The following is a 17871-nucleotide window of genomic DNA, read 5'->3' as shown; positions in this document are numbered from 1 at the left end:
CCGACGGCATCAGGCAGCATGTCACGCATGTCCGTACTGACGCGCGACGAAGCGCAGACCCGAGCAGAGCTCCTCGACGTCCACCGCTACACGATCGACCTCGACCTGACCGCCGGAGACGACACCTTCGACTCCCACACCCTGATCAGGTTCGCTGCCCGCGTGGACGGCACCACCTTCGTCGAGCTCAAGCCCGCCGAGCTGCGCTCCGTCACCCTCGACGGGCACCCTTTGGACCCGGAGACTTTGGACGGCAACCGGCTCGCCCTGCCGCACCTCACCGCCGGCGAGCACGAACTGCGCGTGGACGCGACGATGCGCTACTCCCGCACCGGTGAGGGCATGCACCGCTTCACCGACCCCACCGACGGCGAGACCTACGTCTACACCCAGCTGTTCATGGAGGACGTCCAGCGGGTCTTCGCCGCCTTCGACCAGCCCGACCTGAAGGCCGTCTTCGAACTGTCGGTGAAGGCCCCGCAGAACTGGACCGTCCTCGCCAACGGCATCACCGAACAGACCGACGGCGTATGGACGGCGGCCCCCACGCCGCTCATCTCCACCTACCTGGTCGCCGTCGCCGCGGGCCCCTGGCACTCCGTGCGCACCGAGCACCGCGGCCTGCCCTTCGGCCTGCACTGCCGCCGCTCCCTCGCCCCCTACCTGGACGCCGACGCCGACGAACTCCTCGACGTCACCCGCGCCTGCTTCGACCGCTACCACGAGAAGTTCGACGAGCCCTACCCGTTCGACTCCTACGACCAGGCCTTCGTCCCCGAGTTCAACGCCGGCGCCATGGAGAACCCGGGCCTGGTCACCTTCCGCGACGAGTTCGTCTACCGCTCGGCCGTCACCGACACCGAACGCCAGACCCGCGCGATGGTCATCGCCCACGAGATGGCCCACATGTGGTTCGGCGACCTCGTCACGCTCAAGTGGTGGGACGACATCTGGCTGAACGAGTCCTTCGCCGAGTACATGGGCTACCAGACCCTCACCGAGGCCACCCGCTTCTCCGACACCTGGACGGACTTCGGCGTCACCCGCAAGTCCTGGGGCTACGACGCCGACCAGCGCCCCTCCACCCACCCCGTCGCCCCCGAGGCCGTCGACGACACCGCCTCCGCACTGCTCAACTTCGACGGCATCTCCTACGCCAAGGGCGCCAGCGCACTGCGCCAACTCGTCGCCTGGCTCGGCGAGAAGGACTTCCTCGCCGGCATCAACACCCACTTCGCCCGGCACAGGTTCGCCAACGCCACCCTCGCCGACTTCATCGACAACCTCGCCGACGCCACCGACCGCGACGTCCACGCCTGGGCCGACGCCTGGCTGCGCACCACCGGCGTCGACACCCTCACCCCGCGCGTCGCCCCCGGCGAGCACGGCACCTGCACCCTCACCGTCGACCGCGCCGGCAGCCGCCCCCACCGCATCGCCGTCGGCCTCTACGACCGGGACCTCGGCGACGACGGCGGCCAGCTCGTCCTGCGCGAACGCCTCCACCTCGAACTGCCGCAGAGCGACGCCCACCCCATCGGCAAGCGGCCCGCCCTGCTCCTCCTCAACGACGGCGACCTCACCTACGCCAAGGTCCGCTTCGACCCCGAGTCCTTCGAAACCGTCCGCAAGGACCTGTCCGGCCTGCCCGAACCGCTGACCCGCGCGGTCGTCTGGAACGCCCTCAGGGACGCCGTCCGCGACGGCGAACTCGCCCCGCACGCCTACCTGGAGACCGCCCGCGCCCACCTGCCGCTGGAGACGGACCTCGCCATCGTCCAGGGCGTGCTCGCCTTCGCCACCACGTACGTCGCCGACCGCTACCTCGCCCCCGAGGAGCGGCCCGCCGCCCTCGCGACCCTCTCCGAGCTGTGCCGCGACCTCATCCGCCGCACCGAGGACGGCGACAACCCCGGGCTGCGCCTGATCGCCGTGCGCCATCGCATCGACGTGGCCGCCCACCCCCACACCATCGCCGCCTGGCTCGCCGACGGCACCGTCCCCGGCGGCCCCGAGCTCGACCCCGAGCTGCGCTGGCGCGTGCTCGCCCGGCTCGCCGCCCTCGGCGCGACCGACGAGGCCGCCATCACCGCCGAACAGGAACGCGACCCGAGCGCCACCGGCCAGGAGGGAGCCGCCCGCTGCCGGGCCGCCCTGCCCGACCCGGACGCCAAAGCCCGCGCTTGGGAGGCCATGTTCGGCTCCGACGAGCTGTCCAACTACCTCTTCACCGCCACCGCCCGCGGCTTCTGGCAGCCGGAGCAGGCCGACCTGGTGCGCGAATACGTCGCGCGCTACTACGCCGACGCGGTCGCCGTCGCCGACCGCCGCGGTCCGGCCATCGCCGACGCCGCGGGCCGCTGGGCCTTCCCCGCCCACGCCGTCGACGCCGACACCCTCCGTCTCGGTGAGGAATGCCTGCGCGACGCCGCCCCGATCCCGGCGCTGCGCCGCAAGCTGGTGGACCAACTGGATGATCTGGCGCGGGCCCTGCGGGTCCAGGGGGCCGGGAAGAACTAGCACCGGCGAGAACCGGCACCGGGCGAGGACTGGCTGCGGCGAGTACCGGCTTTGGCGAGTACGGCACCGGCGAGAACCGGCTCCGCCTGAGCTGGGCCTGTCCGACCCGGGGCCGCCAGGGCCGGGACCGTGAGAACCGGTGCCGGTGGGGCCGCACCCCGGAGGCAAAGGGGCCGGCGACGTAGGGGACTCGACGAGCGGGCGACCCCTGCCGCCGCCGAGCCGGGCCCCTCACCGGCAGCCCGGCCTGCCTCGCCGCGACCGGCTCGCGGACCAGGCGGCCGATTCCGGCAACCGACGGCGGCGGCGGGGCTTGGGCCGGTCTTCCGGTTGATGGCGGCGGGGCTTGGGTCAGTTTTCCGGCCGGTGCCGGCGGGGCTGCTCAAGCCGCCTCACCCGCCGTCGGTTCCGCCGCTCCGGTCGCTTCCCCCGCTGTCGGTTCCGCCGCTCCGGTCGCTTCACCCGCCGTCGGCTCCGCCGGTCCGGCCGGTTTCCCCCGTGGGAGATACCTCCACCCGGGTCGGGTCGTTGAGCCGTGCGGGCGTATCGCCCCGCGCCTCGGAGGTCAGCCCATGAGCACGCCGCCCCTTGCCTCAGGCCCTGAAGGGCCCCACGTCCTGCGGTCGATGCTCGGCACCGTCCTCGACGCGCTGGACACCGGCGCCCGGGCGCGGAGCGGGCCGCTGCCGGCGGGCGGGCCCGACGGAGTCGCCAGGCGGCTGCGTGAAGCGGTGGGGGAGATCCTCCCCGAGCAGGGCGACCCGCACGCCCTGCACACCCTGGTCCGGGCCTTCGCGGAAGGCGCCGCCGACCCCGCCCACCCCCTGTGCGCGGCCCACCTGCACTGCCCGCCCCTCGCCGTCGCCACCGCCGCCGACCTCGCCGCCTCGGCCCTCAACCCGTCCCTGGACTCCTGGGACCAGGCCCCGGCCGCCACCGCACTCGAGTCGATCGTCACGCGGGCGCTCGCCCGGCACGCAGGGGCCTCGGACGCCCTCGTCACCACCGGCGGCACCGAGTCCAACCAACTCGCCCTGCTCCTCGCCCGGGAGAGACACGGCGGATCCGTCCGGCTCGTGCACGGGGCCAACGCCCACCACTCGCTGCCCCGCGCCGCCTGGCTGCTCGGGCTGCCCGACCCCGTCGTCGTACCCGCCCCCGGCGGCACACTCGACCCGGACGCCCTCGACGAAGCCCTCACCGGCCTGCCCGGCCCGCTGCTCGTCGCCGCCACCGCCGGCACCACCGACACCGGACGCATCGACCCGCTGCCCGAGATCGCCGCCCGCTGCGCCGCCCACGGCGCCCGGCTGCACGTGGACGCCGCCTACGGCGGAGGTCTCCTCTTCAGCGACCGGCACCGCACCCGCCTCACCGGACTCGACGCCGCCGACACCGTCACCCTCGACCTGCACAAACTCGGCTGGCAGCCGGTCGCCGCCGGACTCCTCGCCGTCCGGGACACCCGCGACCTCGCCGCCCTGCGACAGCACGCCGACTACCTCAACGCCCCCGACGACACCGAGGCCGGACTGCCCGACCTGCTCGGCCGCTCCCTGCGCACCACCCGCCGCCCCGACGTCCTCAAAGTCGCCGTCACCCTCAAGACCCTGGGCCGCAGCGGCCTCGGCGCCCTCGTCGACCAGGTCTGCGACCACGCCCGGCAGTTCGCCGCCCTCGTCGATGGGCACCCCGACTTCGAGCTGCACGCCCCGCCCGTCATCAGCACGGTGCTGTTCCGGCCCACCGGCGCCACCGACACCACCGTCGGCGCCGTGCGCCGCGCCCTGCTCACCGACGGCTCCGCCGTCCTCGGCCGGGCCCGCCTCGACGGCCGGCTCTGGCTCAAAGCCACCCTCCTCAACCCCGCCACCGGGCCCGACGACCTGGCCGCCCTGCTGCACCTCGCGGCAGCGAGCCGAGCCACCCTCGTGGAAGGACACACCCCCCGATGAACCCCGCCCCGGCCCCCGAACCCGACGCCCCCCGCGACCTCGTCGGCGTCGGCATCGGCCCCGCCAACCTCTCCCTCGCCGCGCTCGCCCACCCGATCGACGGCCTCGACACCGTCTTCTACGACCAGAACCCCGCCTTCGCCTGGCACCCCGGCCTGCTCATCGAGGGCGCCACCATCCAGGTCCCCTTCCTCGCCGACCTGGTGTCCCTCGCCGACCCCACCAGCCCCTGGACCTTTCTCAACCACCTCAGGTCCTGCGAACGGCTCTTCCCCTTCTACTTCGCCGAGCGCTTCCACATCCAGCGCGCCGAGTACGACGCCTACTGCCGCTGGGTCAGTGAGAACCTCCCCGGGCTCCACTTCGGCCACCAGGTCGAGGCCGTCCGCTGGAACCCCGAGCGCGACCTCTTCGAAGTCGACTACACCCAGCTCGACGCCGACGGGGAAGCGGAAGCCCTCGGCCGGACCTACACCCGCGACGTCGTCCTCGGCATCGGCACCGAGCCGTACGTCCCCGACCCGCTCAAGCCCCTCGTCGACGCCCCCGGCGTGCCCGTCCTGCACGCCGCCGACTACCTCGACCACCGCGCCGCGCTCCTCGCCGCCGAGCACGTCACCGTCGTGGGCCTCGGACAGTCCGGCGCCGAGATCTTCCTCGACCTGCTGCGCCACCGGCCCGCAGGACGCGAGAAACTGCACTGGCTGGGCCGCACCGAGGCCTTCGCCCCCATGGAGTACTCCAAGCTCGGCCTGGAGCACTTCACCCCCGACCACACCCGCTACTTCCACGCCCTGCCCGAATCCACCCGCGACCGGCTCGTCGAGGGCCAGTGGCAGCTGCACAAGGGCATCGACGCCGCCACCCTCGCCGCCGTGCACGACGAGCTGTACCGCCGCACCCTGCACGGCGGCTGGCCCGACGCCGTCCTCACCCCCGGCGTCCGCGTCCGCACCGCTGGCCGGATCGCCACGACCAAAGTCGAACTGCACCTGGAGCACGACCTGCAGAACAGCCGCTCCCGCCTCACCACCGACGCCGTCGTCCTCGCCACCGGCTACCGCGAGCGCCCCCTCGACCGGATCCTCGCCGGCCTCGACCCCTACATGCGCCGCGACAACCGGGAACGCCCCCGCATCGACGAGGACCACCGGCTCGTCCTCGACCCGTCCGTCACCGGCACGGTCTACGTCCAGAACGCCGAGACCCACACCCACGGCGTCGGCGCCCCCGACCTCGGCCTCGCCGCCTGGCGCAGCGCGGTCATCCTCAACTCCGTGACGGGCGGGGAGGCCTACGCACTCCCCGCCCGCACCGCCTTCACCACCTTCGGCCTCACCCGGCGGACCCACGTCCCGCCGCCCCGCGAGGCACCGGCACTGACCCCGCTCGTCGACGACCGGAGGTGACGAAACGCGCGGCTCAGAACACGGGCGTGCCGTTACGGGTGAGCTTCCAGTCCACCCCCGCGAACGCGGCCGGGTCGATCGACCCCTTCGCCTTCACCCAGGCGATCATCGTGTTGCGGATCTCCTCCGAGTTCGACCACAGCACCTGGGCCGCGGCGACGTGCGGGAAGTTCCCGCCGCCGTTGGCCCGGTAGTTGTTCACCGCGAACACGAACTTCGCGTCGTCCGCGAGCGGCTGACCCTCGAAGCGCACGTTCGTCACCCGCGACCCGGCCGGCTTCGCGATGTCGATCTCGTACGACAGACCGCTGACGACGTCGTAGTTGTAGTCCGGCGTGCCGCCCGCGTTCGTCAGCTTCGCCGGATCCACCGGGGCGTCCGCAGCGGTCTGCACGTAGTAGTTCGCCGAGAACTCCAGGTACGCCTTCATCTGCGCACCCGTCATCAGACGCGCCTCCAGCGTGTTCTCGAAGACGTACAGTCCCGCCACGTCCCGGATCGTCACCTGGCCCGCCGGGATCCGGGCGCTGCGCGAGAAGCACGCCGCCTGCGACAGCACCGGCAGCGCGGCGTGCTCGGTGCCCGCCAGCGCCTGCTTCACCGTGTCCGCCTGGATGTGGTTGATCAGGTCGATGATCGGCACGTCCTTGTACGGCGCCTCGGCCGACGTCATCTCCGCCGCGTTCGTGCCGATGACCTGGTTGACGTACGCCACGACCTTCTCGTGCTCGTCCGCCAGCAGCTGCGTGATCTTCGGGTCCTCCTCCACGGTGTTGGAGTTGAGGACCTTCGCACCGACCTTCTCGACCTTCCAGCAGCCCTTCTCCCAGACCAGCTCGAAGTCGAACAGCGTCAGCCGCTGGCCCCACTTGAGCGGCTCCGACAGCACGACCTGCTTGCCGGTCTCCTTGTTGGTGACGAAGTACTCGGGGATCTCCGTGTGGGCGTGCCCGACCAGGATCGCGTCGATGCCCGGCACCTGCTCGGCCACCAGGGCGGCCGCGTTCTCGATGTACGGCAGCTGGTCACCGTAGGACGACGTACCCGACGAGCCGCTGTGCGCCGACACGATGACGACGTCCGCGCCCATCGAGCGCAGCTTCGGCACCCACTTCGCCGCCTGCTCCTCCAGACCCGGGAACGTCATCTTGCCCTGCACGTTCGCCTTGTCCCAGATCGCGATGCCCGGGTTGGTCAGCCCCAGCACCGCCACCTTCACGTCCCGCCCGTGCGGCGTACGCAGGCAGTGCATGCTGTACGGCGCGAACGCCGGCCGCAGGGTCTTCGCGTCCAGCGCGTTCGCACCCAGCAGCGGGAAATCACACTGCTGCTCGAACTTGCGCAGCACGGGGATGCCGTAGTTGAACTCGTGGTTGCCGAGCGCCGCCGCGTCGTAGTCCATCGCGTTCATCGCCTGCGCCATCGGGTGCACCGGCCCGCCCTCTGCGGTGATCGGGTCCACCTTGGCGTAGTAGTACGACAGTTGCGTGCCCTGAATGGTGTCGCCCGCGTCGATCAGCAGCGTGTTGCGGCGGCCCTTCTCCGCACGGACCTGGTTCACCAGGGTCGAGACCTTCGCGAGGCCGACGTCGTTGTGGTTCTTGTCGTCGAACTCCTTGTCCGTGAAGTAGTCCCAGTTGAAGACGTTGCCGTGCAGGTCCGTCGTCCCCAGCACCGTGAACGTGTACCGCTTGGCGCCCCGCCCGGCCTCGGCCGCCTGCGCAGCCGGCGCCGAGACCGCACCGGCCAGCGCCACCCCCGCCCCTGTCACGGCGGACTTCTCCAGGAACTTCCGGCGGTTCAACGGCATGTCTGGCTCCCCTGCGGAATCTGTGAACGACGCGCGTAGATAACGCGCGTAGATTCTGACCCGTCCATGACCAGCCGCAACAGACCCGGCAGGTTGCGATCTGATGACTCGGCCACCGCATCCCCCGCCGCCAACCAGCCCAGACATGACAGAGTGGGACGTATGACCGCGGCCACCCCAGACGCCTCCCAGCCCGCCGTCCCCTACGGCACACCCGAGGCCCCCCGCATCGCCGTCCGCGGCGAGGCCCGCCTCGAAGTCGACCCCGAGATCGCCCGCATCGGCATCACCGTCGCCGCCCGCGGCCGCGACCGCCGCTCCGCCCTCGACGACCTCACCCGCCGCAACACCGAAGTCCTCGACCTCGTCAAGTCCTACGGCGACGCCGTCGAACGCCTGGAGACCGGCGCCTTCTCCATCACGCCCGAACTCGCCCGGCACGGCCGCGGCGAACGCGTCCGCACCTACCACGGCAGCGTCCGCGTCACCGCCGAACTCACCGACTTCACCGCCCTCGGCGAACTCACCACCCGCCTCGCCGACCTCGACCTCACCCGCGTCGACGGCCCCTGGTGGGCCCTGCGCCCCGACTCACCCGCCCACCGCGAAGCCCGCAAAAAGGCAGTGCACGAAGCGGTCCAGCGCGCCCGTGAATACGCCGAGGCACTCGGCACCAGCCTCTCCGCCCTGGTCGAACTCGCCGACATCGGCGCCGAGAGCGCCCCGCCGGCCTACCCCCAGGCCCCCGGCCGTATGCGCTCGGCGGCCTTCGCGGGCGCCGCCGAGGACACCCCGGCCCCCCTCGACCTCGAACCCCAGCGCCAGCGCGTCCACGCCGCGATCAACGCCCGCTTCACCATGGTCCCGCCACGCCTGTGACCCCCGGCGGGGTAATCCCCGAAAGCGCGACCGAATTCCTTTCCGTGCTCATCAGAGCACCCCGCCGCACAATTCAACACTTGTCAATAACGCTTCACGCAATGTCTGTTGAGTAGTCACGCCCGACCAATTCACTACCAGTCGGTAACTCATAGGCTCGTTTCATGCGCCGAGCCAAAATCGTCTGCACCCTGGGTCCCGCCACCGACTCGTACGACCAGATCAAAGACCTGGTCGACGCCGGAATGGACGTAGCCCGATTCAACCTCAGCCACGGCGGCCACGCCGAACACGAGGAGCGCTACCACCGGGTGCGCAAAGCGGCCGACGAGACCGGCCGCAGCGTCGGCCTCCTCGCCGACCTTCAAGGCCCGAAAATCAGGCTCGGCCACTTCACCGAAGGCCCCGTACTCCTTGAACGCGGCGACACCTTCACCATCACCGTCGAGGACGGCGTCGCAGGCGACGGCCACATGTGCGGCACCACCTACGCCGGCCTCGCCGCCGACGTCACCACCGGCGAACGCATCCTCGTCGACGACGGCAAGGTCTGCCTCAAGGTGACCGCCGTCGACGGCCCCCGCGTCCACACCACCGTCCTCGAAGGCGGCCTGATCAGCGACCACAAGGGCCTCAACCTCCCCGGCGTCGCCGTCTCGGTCCCCGCCCTCTCCAAGAAGGACGAGGACGACCTGCGCTGGGCCCTGCGCACCGGCTTCGACGTCATCGCCCTGTCCTTCGTCCGCTCCGGGCGCGACATCCAGGACGTCCACCGCATCATGGACGAGGAAGGCCGCCGCCTCCCCGTCATCGCCAAGGTCGAAAAGCCGCAGGCCGTCGAGAGCATCGACGACATCGTCGCCGCCTTCGACGGCATCATGGTCGCCCGCGGAGACCTCGGCGTCGAAATGCCACTGGAACAGGTCCCGATCGTCCAGAAACGCGCCATCAAACTCGCCAAGCGCAACGCCAAGCCGGTCATCGTCGCCACCCAGATGCTCGACTCGATGATCGACAACGCCCGCCCGACCCGGGCCGAAGCCTCCGACGTCGCCAACGCGGTCATCGACGGCACCGACGCGGTGATGCTGTCCGGCGAGACGAGCGTCGGCAGGCACCCCGTCGAGACGGTCCGCACGATGGCGCGCATCGTCGAGGCGGCGGAGGAGGACATTCTGGCGAAAGGGCTCCCGCCCCTGACCGAACGCAACAAGCCCCGCACCCAGGGCGGGGCCGTGGCCCGGGCGGCAGCCGAGATGGGCGACTTCCTGGGCGCTCGCTTCCTGGTCGCCTTCACCCAGTCCGGCGACACCGCCCGCCGCCTCTCCCGCTACCGCTCGCCGATCCCCCTCCTGGCCTTCACCCCCGACCAGGCGACCCGCTCCCAGCTCAGCCTCACCTGGGGCGTCGAGACCTTCCTCGGACCCTGCGTCGACTCCACGGACGCGATGGTCGACCAGGTCGACGAGCTCCTGCTCCGCTACGGCCGCTGCAGCCCGGGCGACACGGTCATCATCACGTCCGGCTCCCCGCCCGGCGTCTCCGGCTCGACGAACATGGTCCGCGTCCACCACATCGGCGAGGCCGACACCCCGAAATAGCACACCGTCAGTACTTGGCCCCGACGTGGGCGTCCATGAGAGCCACGGAGGCTTTGCGAGCGACGGAGATGTTGCGCGCGTTCGCCTTCTTCCATTCGACGCCCACCCGGTCCAGGGCCGCGGTGAACAGGCGGATGATGTCGGGCGAGAGATTGGTGAGGAAGTACCGGGGATATTCGTAGCGTTTCCGCTCACCGGCGACGATGCGAGTCGTCCAGTTGGTGACGCGACAGCCGTCGGAGTGGATGAGGCCGCGGATGAACTCCCAGGGGTGGGCGTCGACGAGTTCCTGTTGCCACGGTTCGAGGGTGAGGAGCCGCTCGTGCTTCCTGCCACGGCCGTGCTGGGGGAAGAGGGCCGGCCAACTCCGCGAATAACTGGTCACCATCACGCAGCCCTTCTTCTGTGCCAGGTGGACGCCTGCACCGGGGCGCACTCTCCCGATGGCCTGGCGGCACAGTTCGATGAGCCCGGGCCAGGCGTCGGCGCAAGCGATCCTGAGGTAGTGGCCGCCACGCGGGTGAGCGCTGATGTAACCGTCCCCCAGGTAGAGGCCCAGCAGATAGCAGTAGGCGGGTCCGTCGGCCGGTGGCCCGGGTGGTGGAGGCGCCCGGCGCGGCAGCGGTTCGAGCCGGTGACGCCAGGAGCGGAGGGCGGCGCGCGAGATTCCTGTCTCGCGGCTCACCGAATTCAGGCTGCGGCCCTGCGCCACCAGTGCGAGCGCTCGCTTGCGCGTGCTGACGTCGTACATGGGAGCCACTGTGAAACGCTGATCACGTCAACACGCAGCAAAAAGCGGATGTTCACGAGAATGTGGACATCCGCTTAGAAGTGCTGACCTTGGAATCCAAGGAAAAGTGCCCCGGGTCGGACTCGAACCGACACTGTATGGGTTTTGAATCCATTGCCTGCTGCCAATTGGGCTACCGGGGCCCAGTGAATCCAAGGTTGACCTCGACCCACTGCCTGACCACCATACCGCAGCTAGGTACGCTCTTGGGAGCAGTACCGGCCTGCCCCTACCAAGGAGCCCACGTGAGTGCCCCCGAGTCGCCCCAGCCTGTTGACGTGCCTGAAGAGGACAAGTCGCACGTGCCCCCGATGACGACGCGGGTCGTCATCGCCGAGGACGAGGCGCTGATCCGGCTCGATCTCAAAGAGATGCTGGAGGAGGAGGGGTACACCGTCGTCGGCGAGGCCGGGGACGGTGAGCAGGCGGTGGAGCTGGCCCGTGAGCACCGCCCCGATCTGGTGATCCTGGACGTGAAGATGCCGAAGCTGGACGGCATCTCCGCGGCCGAGAAGATCGCGGAGGAGAGCATCGCGCCGGTGCTGATGCTGACCGCGTTCTCGCAGCGCGACCTGGTGGAGCGGGCCCGGGACGCGGGTGCCATGGCGTACCTCGTGAAGCCGTTCAGCAAGACCGACGTCGTGCCGGCGATCGAGATGGCCGTCTCGCGCTTCACGGAGCTGAGGGAGCTGGAGAAGGAGGTCGCCGACCTCACCCTCCGGCTGGAGACGCGCAAGCTGGTGGACCGGGCGAAGTCGATCCTGCAGACGGAGTACGGCCTGTCGGAGCCGGCCGCTTTCCGGTGGATCCAGAAGACGTCGATGGACCGGCGGATGTCGATGCAGCAGGTCGCGGAGGCGGTCATCCAGGACGCCGAGGAGAAGAAGGCCAACAAGGGCTGACGGCCCGGCGCGAGAGGCCCGTTCCCCTTCCGGTGGAGAAGGGGAACGGGCCTCTCGGCGTACGGGCGGGGCCTCAGTCCTCGCCCAGGTACGCCTTGCGCACCGACTCGTCGTGCAGCAGGTCCTGGCCCGTCCCGGACAGGACGATGTTGCCGACCTCCATGACGTGTCCCTGGTCGGCCAGGGACAGGGCCGCCTGGGCGTTCTGCTCGACGAGGAGGATCGTCGTGCCCTGGGACTTCAGCTCCGAGATCGTCGCCATGATCTTCTGCATCATGATCGGCGAGAGGCCCATGGAGGGCTCGTCGAGCATGAGCAGCTTCGGCTGCGACATCAGGGCGCGGCCCATGGCGAGCATCTGCTGCTCACCGCCCGAGAGGGTTCCGGCGGCCTGCTTGCGGCGTTCCCCGAGGATGGGGAAGAGGTCGTAGGCGCGCTGGATGTCCTTCTCGATGCCGTCCTTGTCCTTGCGGAGGAACGCTCCGAGCTGGAGGTTCTCGGCGATGGTGAGGCGGGGGAAGATGTGCCGGCCCTCGGGGGAATGGGCGAGCCCGAGGGCGACGATCTTGTGGGCGGCGATGCCGTTGAGCGGCTTGCCGTCGAAGAGGATCTTCCCGGAGGTGGGCTTGAGCAGGCCCGACAGGGTGCGCAGGGTGGTCGTCTTGCCGGCGCCGTTGGTGCCGATGAGGGTGACGACCTGGCCGGCCTCCACGCTGAAGGAGATGCCTTTGACGGCTTCGATCTTGCCGTAGGAGACCCGGAGGTCCTCGACCTCGAGGAGTGCGGTCACTGGGCTTCTCCCTTGGTGCTGCTGGTGGTGCTGGTCGCGTCGGCTGTGGCTTCGGCGGCCTCGACCTCGGCGGCTTCGGCCTCGCCGGGGTCGCCTTCGAAGGGTTCGCCCAGGTAGGCGGCGACGACGCGCTCGTCGGCCTGGACGACTTCGGCGGTTCCCTCGACGAGCTTCTCGCCCTGGACCAGGACGGCGACGCGGTCGGAGAGGTTGAAGACGAAGCGCATGTCGTGCTCGATGAGGAGGACGGCGATGCCCTTGTCGCGGATGGCGAAGACGAGTTCCTCGGTGGCCCTGGTCTCCTGGGGGTTCATGCCGGCGGTGGGCTCGTCGAGGAGCAGCAGGCCGGGCTCGGAGGCCATGGCGCGGGCGATCTCGAGCTTGCGCTGTTCGCCGTAGGGGAGGTTGCGGGCGAGGTGGTCGCGCTTGTGGGCGAGGCCGATGAACTCCAGGAGTTCCATGGCGCGTTCCTCGCTGGCGCGTTCGGCCTTCTTGAAGCCGGGGCCGCGCAGGAGGGCGGACCAGAGGCCTTCCTTGGTGCGGGTGTGGCGTCCGACGAGGACGTTCTCCAGGACCGTCATGTTGGCGAACAGGCGGATGTTCTGGAAGGTGCGGGCGATGCCGGCCTGGGTGACCAGGTGGGGCTTCGGGGGGAGGACGGTGCCCTTGTAGGAGACGGTGCCCTCGGTGGGGACGTACAGGCCGGTCAGGCAGTTGAAGAAGGTGGTCTTGCCGGCGCCGTTGGGGCCGATGAGTCCGACGATCTCGCCGGCGTTGACCGTGAAGTCGACGGAGCGTACGGCGGTGAGGCCGCCGAAGCGCATCGTGACGTCGCGTGCTTCGAGTACAGGTGTCGTCATGTTCTTACGCCCCCGCCTTGGTGACGGCCGGTTCGTCGGTCAGCGTGGTCTGTTTGGGTACGTCGAGTTGGCCGGTCTCGTGGAATTCGAGCTGGCGCCGGCGGTTGGCGATGATGCCTTCGGGGCGGAACCGCATCAGGAGGATGAGCGCGATGCCGAAGGCGAGGAGCGACTTGTCCTGGAGGAAGACCAGCTTCTCGGGGAGCAGGTAGAGCAGGGCCGCGCCGAGGAGCGGTCCGGCCACGGTGCCCATGCCGCCGAGGACGACCGCGGCCAGGAGGAACGCGGAGTTGGGCGGGGTGGAGCCGGCGAACTGGTACGGCGTGGGGACGACGCTGTAGGTGACGTGGGCGCTGACGGTGCCGGCGAGGCCGGCGAGTGAGGCGCCGAGGGCGAAGGCGACGAGCTTGACGCGGAAGCCGTTGATGCCCATGGCGGTGGCGGCGGTCTCGTCCTCGCGGATGGCGATCCAGGAGCGGCCGATGCGGGAGTCCGCGGCACGCGTGTAGACCAGGACCACGATGGCCATGATGAGGACCATCAGGAGGTAGTAGTTGGCGAAGCGGCCGAGGGTGAATCCGCCGATGTCGTGGGCCTGGCCGAGGTTGAACCCGAAGAGGTTCAGGTCGGGGATGGAGGGGATGCCGTTCGGGCCGTTGGTGACGTCGGGTCCGGAGTCGCCGTCCATGTTGTTGACGGCGATGCGGAAGATCTCTCCGAAGCCGAGGGTGACGATGGCGAGGTAGTCGCCGCGCAGTCGCAGGGTCGGGGCGCCGATGAGGACGCCGAAGACGAGGGAGGCGGCGGCGCCGGCGAGGGCGGAGGCCCAGAACGGCAGGTGGACGCCGGAGATCGTGGAGAACTCGGAGCCGGAGACGAGGGCGGCGGTGTAGGCGCCGACGCCGAGGAAGGCGACGTATCCGAGGTCGAGGAGTCCGGCGAGGCCGACGACGATGTTGAGGCCGAGGGCCACGGTCCCGAAGATCAGGATGTTGACGCCGATGTTGGCGTAGTGGTCGTCGGTCTGGGTGAAGGGGAAGGCGATGGCCGCGGCGAAGCCCATGGCGAGGGTGAAGCTGCGGTTGGCGGCGACGAGCGCCGAGAAGCGGTCCATGAGGCCGGCGGTGTGCAGCGCCCACATGGCGAAGGTGACGACGAACAGGTAGCCGATGAAGAGTTCGCCGTACTCGGTGTCGATGCCGTAGGTGAAGACGCCGAGGCCGATGATCGTGACCACGGTGATGACGGCCCGCTGGAGCCAGGGCGCGACGGCCTGGGCGGCGGGGATGTGGTCGGGCTTGGCGATGTAGGCCTTGAGGGCGTCCTTGGTGCCGTCGGTGCCGGTGCGCTCCTGGGGGAGGGCGAAGGCGCCGATGACGGGCAGCAGGGAGGCGACGGCCGCGATCCAGCCACCGGGTTCGAGGTTGACGACGCCGCCGAGCTTGGCGCTGATGGCGATGACGGTGAACCAGGTGACGGCGAAGCCGCCGAGCGCGGTGAGCACCAGGGGTGCGTTGTTGCGGGCGGGCAGCAGCCAGCCGAGGCCGCGGACGCCGTAGGAGGCGAGGGCGAACAGGGCGGTGAGGAGGCCGGCGGTGAAGGTCAGCCACTGCAGGCCACCGGGGTAGCCGTTGATGGTGAGGTCACCGGGGAATTCCGCGGTCCAGGTCCAGGCGAGGAAAGCGGAGGCCGCGGTGGCGATGCCGCCGGCGAGCAGCAGGCCGCGGGCGGCGGCGGCGGGCAGCGGGATGAGGCCGCGCAGTGCGGGCGTCGGGGTGGGGACGGCGTCCGGCACTTCGGTCTTGGTCGTCTCGGTCATGTGATCACGCCCTGTCCGCGACGCGCTCGCCGAGCAGGCCCTGTGGCCTGAAGAGGAGCACGAGGATGAGGAGGCAGAAGGCCCAGACGTTGGCCCAGCTCTGGCCGCCGAGCTGCTGCATGCCCGGGATCTCGTCGATGTAGGCGGAGGCGAGGGTTTCGGCGATGCCGAGGACGACACCGCCGAGCATGGCGCCGTAGATGTTGCCGATGCCGCCGAGGACGGCCGCGGTGAAGGCCTTGAGGCCCATCAGGAAGCCCATGCGGTAGTCGACGTTGCCGTACTTGAGTCCGTAGGCGACGGCGGCGACGGCCGCGAAGAAACCGCCGATGGCGAAGGCGATCACGATGATGCGGTTGGTGTCGATGCCCATCAGCTGCGCGGTGTCGGGGTCCTGCGCGGTGGCCTGCATGGCGCGGCCGGTGCGGCTGCGGCGCACGAAGAAGGCGAGGGCGGCCATGCAGATGACGGCGGCCAGGATGAGGAAGATGTCGGCGTCCTTGATGGTGACGGAGCCGATGTCGTGGGTGGCGTCGAGGCCGGGGAAGGCGCGGGCGCGGTCGGCGCCGGGGTAGAAGTTGCGCACGACCTCCTGGAGGGCCAGGGAGAGTCCGATGGCGGTGATGAGCGGTGCCAGGCGTGGTGCTCCGCGCAGTGGTCGGTAGGCGAACCGTTCCGCCCCTACGGCGATGAGGATGGCCACGAGGGCGCCGCCGAGGAGCATGAGGGGTACGGCGAGGGCCATCGAGGTGCCGTCGGGCAGGATGTAGAAGTAGACCGTGAGGGCGCCGAAGGCCCCGGTCATGAAGATCTCGCCGTGCGCGAAGTTGATGAGCTGGACGATGCCGTACACCATCGTGTAGCCGATGGCGATCAGCCCGTACATCGAGCCTAGAAGCAGCCCGTTGGCCAGCTGCTGCGGCAGGGTGTTCACCGCATGGCCTCCATGTCGCTGGTGGTCGTGTGCACTGGATGTGTGCGTGGTCGTGTGCTGTGTGGGGGTGTGGAAACGGGCCGCGCGGTCGGGGTCCCCTTCCGCGCGGCCCGTGGTGCGGCGTTGTGGCGGGCCGACTACTTCAGATCGGCGGTACCGGTCTCCACGTCCTTCCAGGCACCCTTCTCGACCTGGTAGACCGTCAGCTGCTTGTTGGTGGTGTCGCCGTACTGGTCGAAGGAGATCTTGCCGGTGAGGCCTTCGAAGTCGGACTTCTGGACACCGTCGACGACCTTGGAGCGCAGGTCGTTGATGTCGGTGGGCACCTTGCCGCCGTTGGCGTCGGCGGCGGCCTTCACGGCCTTGATGATGGCGGTGGTGGCGTCGTAGGCGTAGGCACCGTACGCGCCGTAGTCGCCCTTGTAACCCTTGTCCTTGTACGTCTGGATGAACGTCTTGGCCGCGGGCAGGGTGTCGGCGGGGACACCGATGGCGGTGGCGAGGTCACCCTCGGAGGACTTGCCGGCGGCCTCGATGTAGGTGGAGGCGAACATGCCGTCGCCGCCGAACAGCGGGATCTTGGCGCCGGCGTCCTTGAGCTGCTTGGTGATCAGCGCGGACTCGTCGTACTGGCCGCCGTAGTAGACCAGGTCGGCACCGGAGTTCTTGATCTTCGTGGCGAGCGAGCCGAAGTCCTTGTCGCCGGTGTTGACGTGGTCGGTGGCCACGACCTTGCCGCCGAACTTCTTGAACTGCTCGGCGAAGATCTTCGCGAGGCCGGCGCCGTAGGTCTGCTTGTCGTCGACGACGAAGGCCTTCTTCTTCTTGAGGCCGTTGTACGCGTAGCCGGCGGCGAAGCTGCCCTGCAGTTCGTCGGTGGTGGCGGTACGGAAGTACGTCTTGTAGGGACGCTTCTTGTCCGTCTGCCAGTTCTTGCCCTGGGTCAGCTCGGGGTTGGTGTTCGCCGGGGAGATCTGGACCATGTTGGCCGAGGCGAAGACCTGCTGCATCGTCTGGGCGACGCCGGAGTTCAGCGGGCCGACGGCGCCGACGGCGGTCTTGTCGCCGACGATGCTGGTCGCGTTGGACTGGCCGGTGGCGGGCTGCGCCTTGTCGTCCAGGGCCTTGAGCTTGAATTTAACGCCCGGGACCCAGTTGTTCTTGTTGGCGTCGTCGATGGCGATCTGGGCGCCGTACTGGATGCCGAGACCGGTGGTGGAGTTCTCACCGGAGAGGGGGGCGTCCACGCCGATGGTCAGTGTGGTGCCGCTCCCGCTGTCTCCGCCCTTGTCACCGCTGTCGTCTCGGGAACCGCAGGCGGTGAGAGTCAGAGCTCCGGTCGTGAGAACGGAGGTAAGAATCACCAAGGAACGCTGTCGCACAATCAGTCCTTTCACAGGCAGGCCCCGCCCTGGTCGGGGGGTGAGTGCCGCGCTGGTACCGAACTCCCGATGGAGCGGTGACTGGCCGTGACTCTAAGCCCGGGGTAAGGGCAGGGTCAGCGGCGCGGGCTCGCTTGTGACTTTCTTGTTATGACGGCGTGGATGGCCGGTCTCGGCGGCGGGCCGTCTCGACGGGTTTGGTGGACTTTCGCCGAGGTCC

The 17871-nt window shown here is 69.8% G+C and carries 13 protein-coding genes and 1 tRNA gene; 6 read left to right on the top strand and 8 right to left on the bottom strand.

Annotated features, from left to right (window positions below):
* The first annotated feature begins 27 nt into the window (after nt 1-27).
* The 3 genes from pepN (at nt 28) to ACFZDI_RS28480 (ending at nt 5884) form a co-directional block, all read left to right on the top strand.
* Nucleotides 28-2520, top strand: a complete 2493-nt coding sequence (gene pepN / locus ACFZDI_RS28490) for an aminopeptidase N (RefSeq protein ID WP_391254191.1) — start codon at nt 28-30, stop codon at nt 2518-2520.
* 572 nt (nt 2521-3092) lie between these two features.
* Nucleotides 3093-4475 (top strand): aminotransferase class V-fold PLP-dependent enzyme, encoded by a 1383-nt coding sequence (locus ACFZDI_RS28485; RefSeq protein ID WP_391254189.1) that lies wholly within the window; start codon nt 3093-3095, stop codon nt 4473-4475.
* A complete protein-coding gene (locus tag ACFZDI_RS28480; protein ID WP_391254187.1) occupies nt 4472-5884 on the top strand; it encodes a SidA/IucD/PvdA family monooxygenase in 1413 nt (470 codons plus the stop codon). Before ACFZDI_RS28485 ends, ACFZDI_RS28480 begins: the two co-directional genes overlap by 4 nt.
* A 13-nt stretch (nt 5885-5897) precedes the next feature.
* Here ACFZDI_RS28480 and ACFZDI_RS28475 read toward each other — a convergent pair whose 3' ends face one another.
* Nucleotides 5898-7694: a 5'-nucleotidase C-terminal domain-containing protein gene (locus ACFZDI_RS28475; RefSeq protein ID WP_391254185.1), complete on the bottom strand. Its 1797-nt coding sequence runs from the start codon at nt 7692-7694 to the stop codon at nt 5898-5900.
* A 162-nt stretch (nt 7695-7856) separates the two neighbouring features.
* On the opposite strand from ACFZDI_RS28475, the gene ACFZDI_RS28470 reads away from it, so the two are divergent.
* Nucleotides 7857-8573: an SIMPL domain-containing protein gene (locus ACFZDI_RS28470; RefSeq protein WP_234850186.1), complete on the top strand. Its 717-nt coding sequence runs from the start codon at nt 7857-7859 to the stop codon at nt 8571-8573.
* Between the two features lie 164 nt (nt 8574-8737).
* Nucleotides 8738-10174 (top strand): pyruvate kinase, encoded by a 1437-nt coding sequence (pyk, locus tag ACFZDI_RS28465; RefSeq protein WP_391254182.1) that lies wholly within the window; start codon nt 8738-8740, stop codon nt 10172-10174.
* Between the two features lie 7 nt (nt 10175-10181).
* Here the strand turns inward: pyk and ACFZDI_RS28460 are convergent, their stop codons facing one another.
* Nucleotides 10182-10925: a helix-turn-helix domain-containing protein gene (locus ACFZDI_RS28460; RefSeq protein WP_391254180.1), complete on the bottom strand. Its 744-nt coding sequence runs from the start codon at nt 10923-10925 to the stop codon at nt 10182-10184.
* 107 nt (nt 10926-11032) lie between these two features.
* Nucleotides 11033-11107, bottom strand: a tRNA-Leu gene (locus ACFZDI_RS28455).
* Between the two features lie 102 nt (nt 11108-11209).
* On the opposite strand from ACFZDI_RS28455, the gene ACFZDI_RS28450 reads away from it, so the two are divergent.
* Nucleotides 11210-11866: an ANTAR domain-containing response regulator gene (locus ACFZDI_RS28450; RefSeq protein ID WP_234850184.1), complete on the top strand. Its 657-nt coding sequence runs from the start codon at nt 11210-11212 to the stop codon at nt 11864-11866.
* Between the two features lie 73 nt (nt 11867-11939).
* On the opposite strand, the gene ACFZDI_RS28445 is transcribed toward ACFZDI_RS28450, so the two are convergent.
* The 5 genes from ACFZDI_RS28445 to ACFZDI_RS28425 all read right to left on the bottom strand — a co-directional run bounded on the left by ACFZDI_RS28445 (nt 11940) and on the right by ACFZDI_RS28425 (nt 17636).
* Complete coding sequence (locus ACFZDI_RS28445) at nt 11940-12656, bottom strand: ABC transporter ATP-binding protein (protein ID WP_361116199.1); 717 nt, start codon at nt 12654-12656, stop codon at nt 11940-11942.
* Nucleotides 12653-13516 (bottom strand): ABC transporter ATP-binding protein, encoded by an 864-nt coding sequence (locus tag ACFZDI_RS28440; RefSeq protein ID WP_234850182.1) that lies wholly within the window; start codon nt 13514-13516, stop codon nt 12653-12655. Before ACFZDI_RS28440 ends, ACFZDI_RS28445 begins: the two co-directional genes overlap by 4 nt.
* Nucleotides 13517-13520: 4 nt before the next feature.
* Nucleotides 13521-15335, bottom strand: a complete 1815-nt coding sequence (locus ACFZDI_RS28435; RefSeq protein ID WP_391254177.1) for a branched-chain amino acid ABC transporter permease — start codon at nt 15333-15335, stop codon at nt 13521-13523.
* A 4-nt stretch (nt 15336-15339) separates the two neighbouring features.
* Nucleotides 15340-16269: a branched-chain amino acid ABC transporter permease gene (locus tag ACFZDI_RS28430; RefSeq protein WP_234850180.1), complete on the bottom strand. Its 930-nt coding sequence runs from the start codon at nt 16267-16269 to the stop codon at nt 15340-15342.
* Between the two features lie 137 nt (nt 16270-16406).
* On the bottom strand, nt 16407-17636 hold the full coding sequence (locus ACFZDI_RS28425) for a branched-chain amino acid ABC transporter substrate-binding protein (RefSeq protein WP_234850189.1): 1230 nt from the start codon (nt 17634-17636) through the stop codon (nt 16407-16409).
* Between the last annotated feature and the right edge of the window lie 235 nt (nt 17637-17871).

Source organism: Streptomyces sp. NPDC007907, assembly GCF_042959365.1.
In the GTDB taxonomy this organism is placed as follows: Bacteria; Actinomycetota; Actinomycetes; order Streptomycetales; family Streptomycetaceae; genus Streptomyces; species Streptomyces indiaensis.
This window is presented reverse-complemented; position numbering and strand designations above follow the sequence as displayed.

Excerpts from the sequence above, each read along its gene's own strand:
- pepN (WP_391254191.1), top strand. The coding sequence starts at position 28 with ATGTCCGTACTGACGCGCGACGAAGCGCAGACCCGAGCAGAGCTCCTC.
- ACFZDI_RS28485 (WP_391254189.1), top strand. The coding sequence starts at position 3,093 with ATGAGCACGCCGCCCCTTGCCTCAGGCCCTGAAGGGCCCCACGTCCTG.
- ACFZDI_RS28480 (WP_391254187.1), top strand. The coding sequence starts at position 4,472 with ATGAACCCCGCCCCGGCCCCCGAACCCGACGCCCCCCGCGACCTCGTC.
- ACFZDI_RS28475 (WP_391254185.1), bottom strand. The coding sequence starts at position 7,694 with ATGCCGTTGAACCGCCGGAAGTTCCTGGAGAAGTCCGCCGTGACAGGG.
- ACFZDI_RS28470 (WP_234850186.1), top strand. The coding sequence starts at position 7,857 with ATGACCGCGGCCACCCCAGACGCCTCCCAGCCCGCCGTCCCCTACGGC.
- pyk (WP_391254182.1), top strand. The coding sequence starts at position 8,738 with ATGCGCCGAGCCAAAATCGTCTGCACCCTGGGTCCCGCCACCGACTCG.
- ACFZDI_RS28460 (WP_391254180.1), bottom strand. The coding sequence starts at position 10,925 with ATGTACGACGTCAGCACGCGCAAGCGAGCGCTCGCACTGGTGGCGCAG.
- ACFZDI_RS28440 (WP_234850182.1), bottom strand. The coding sequence starts at position 13,516 with ATGACGACACCTGTACTCGAAGCACGCGACGTCACGATGCGCTTCGGC.
- ACFZDI_RS28435 (WP_391254177.1), bottom strand. The coding sequence starts at position 15,335 with ATGACCGAGACGACCAAGACCGAAGTGCCGGACGCCGTCCCCACCCCG.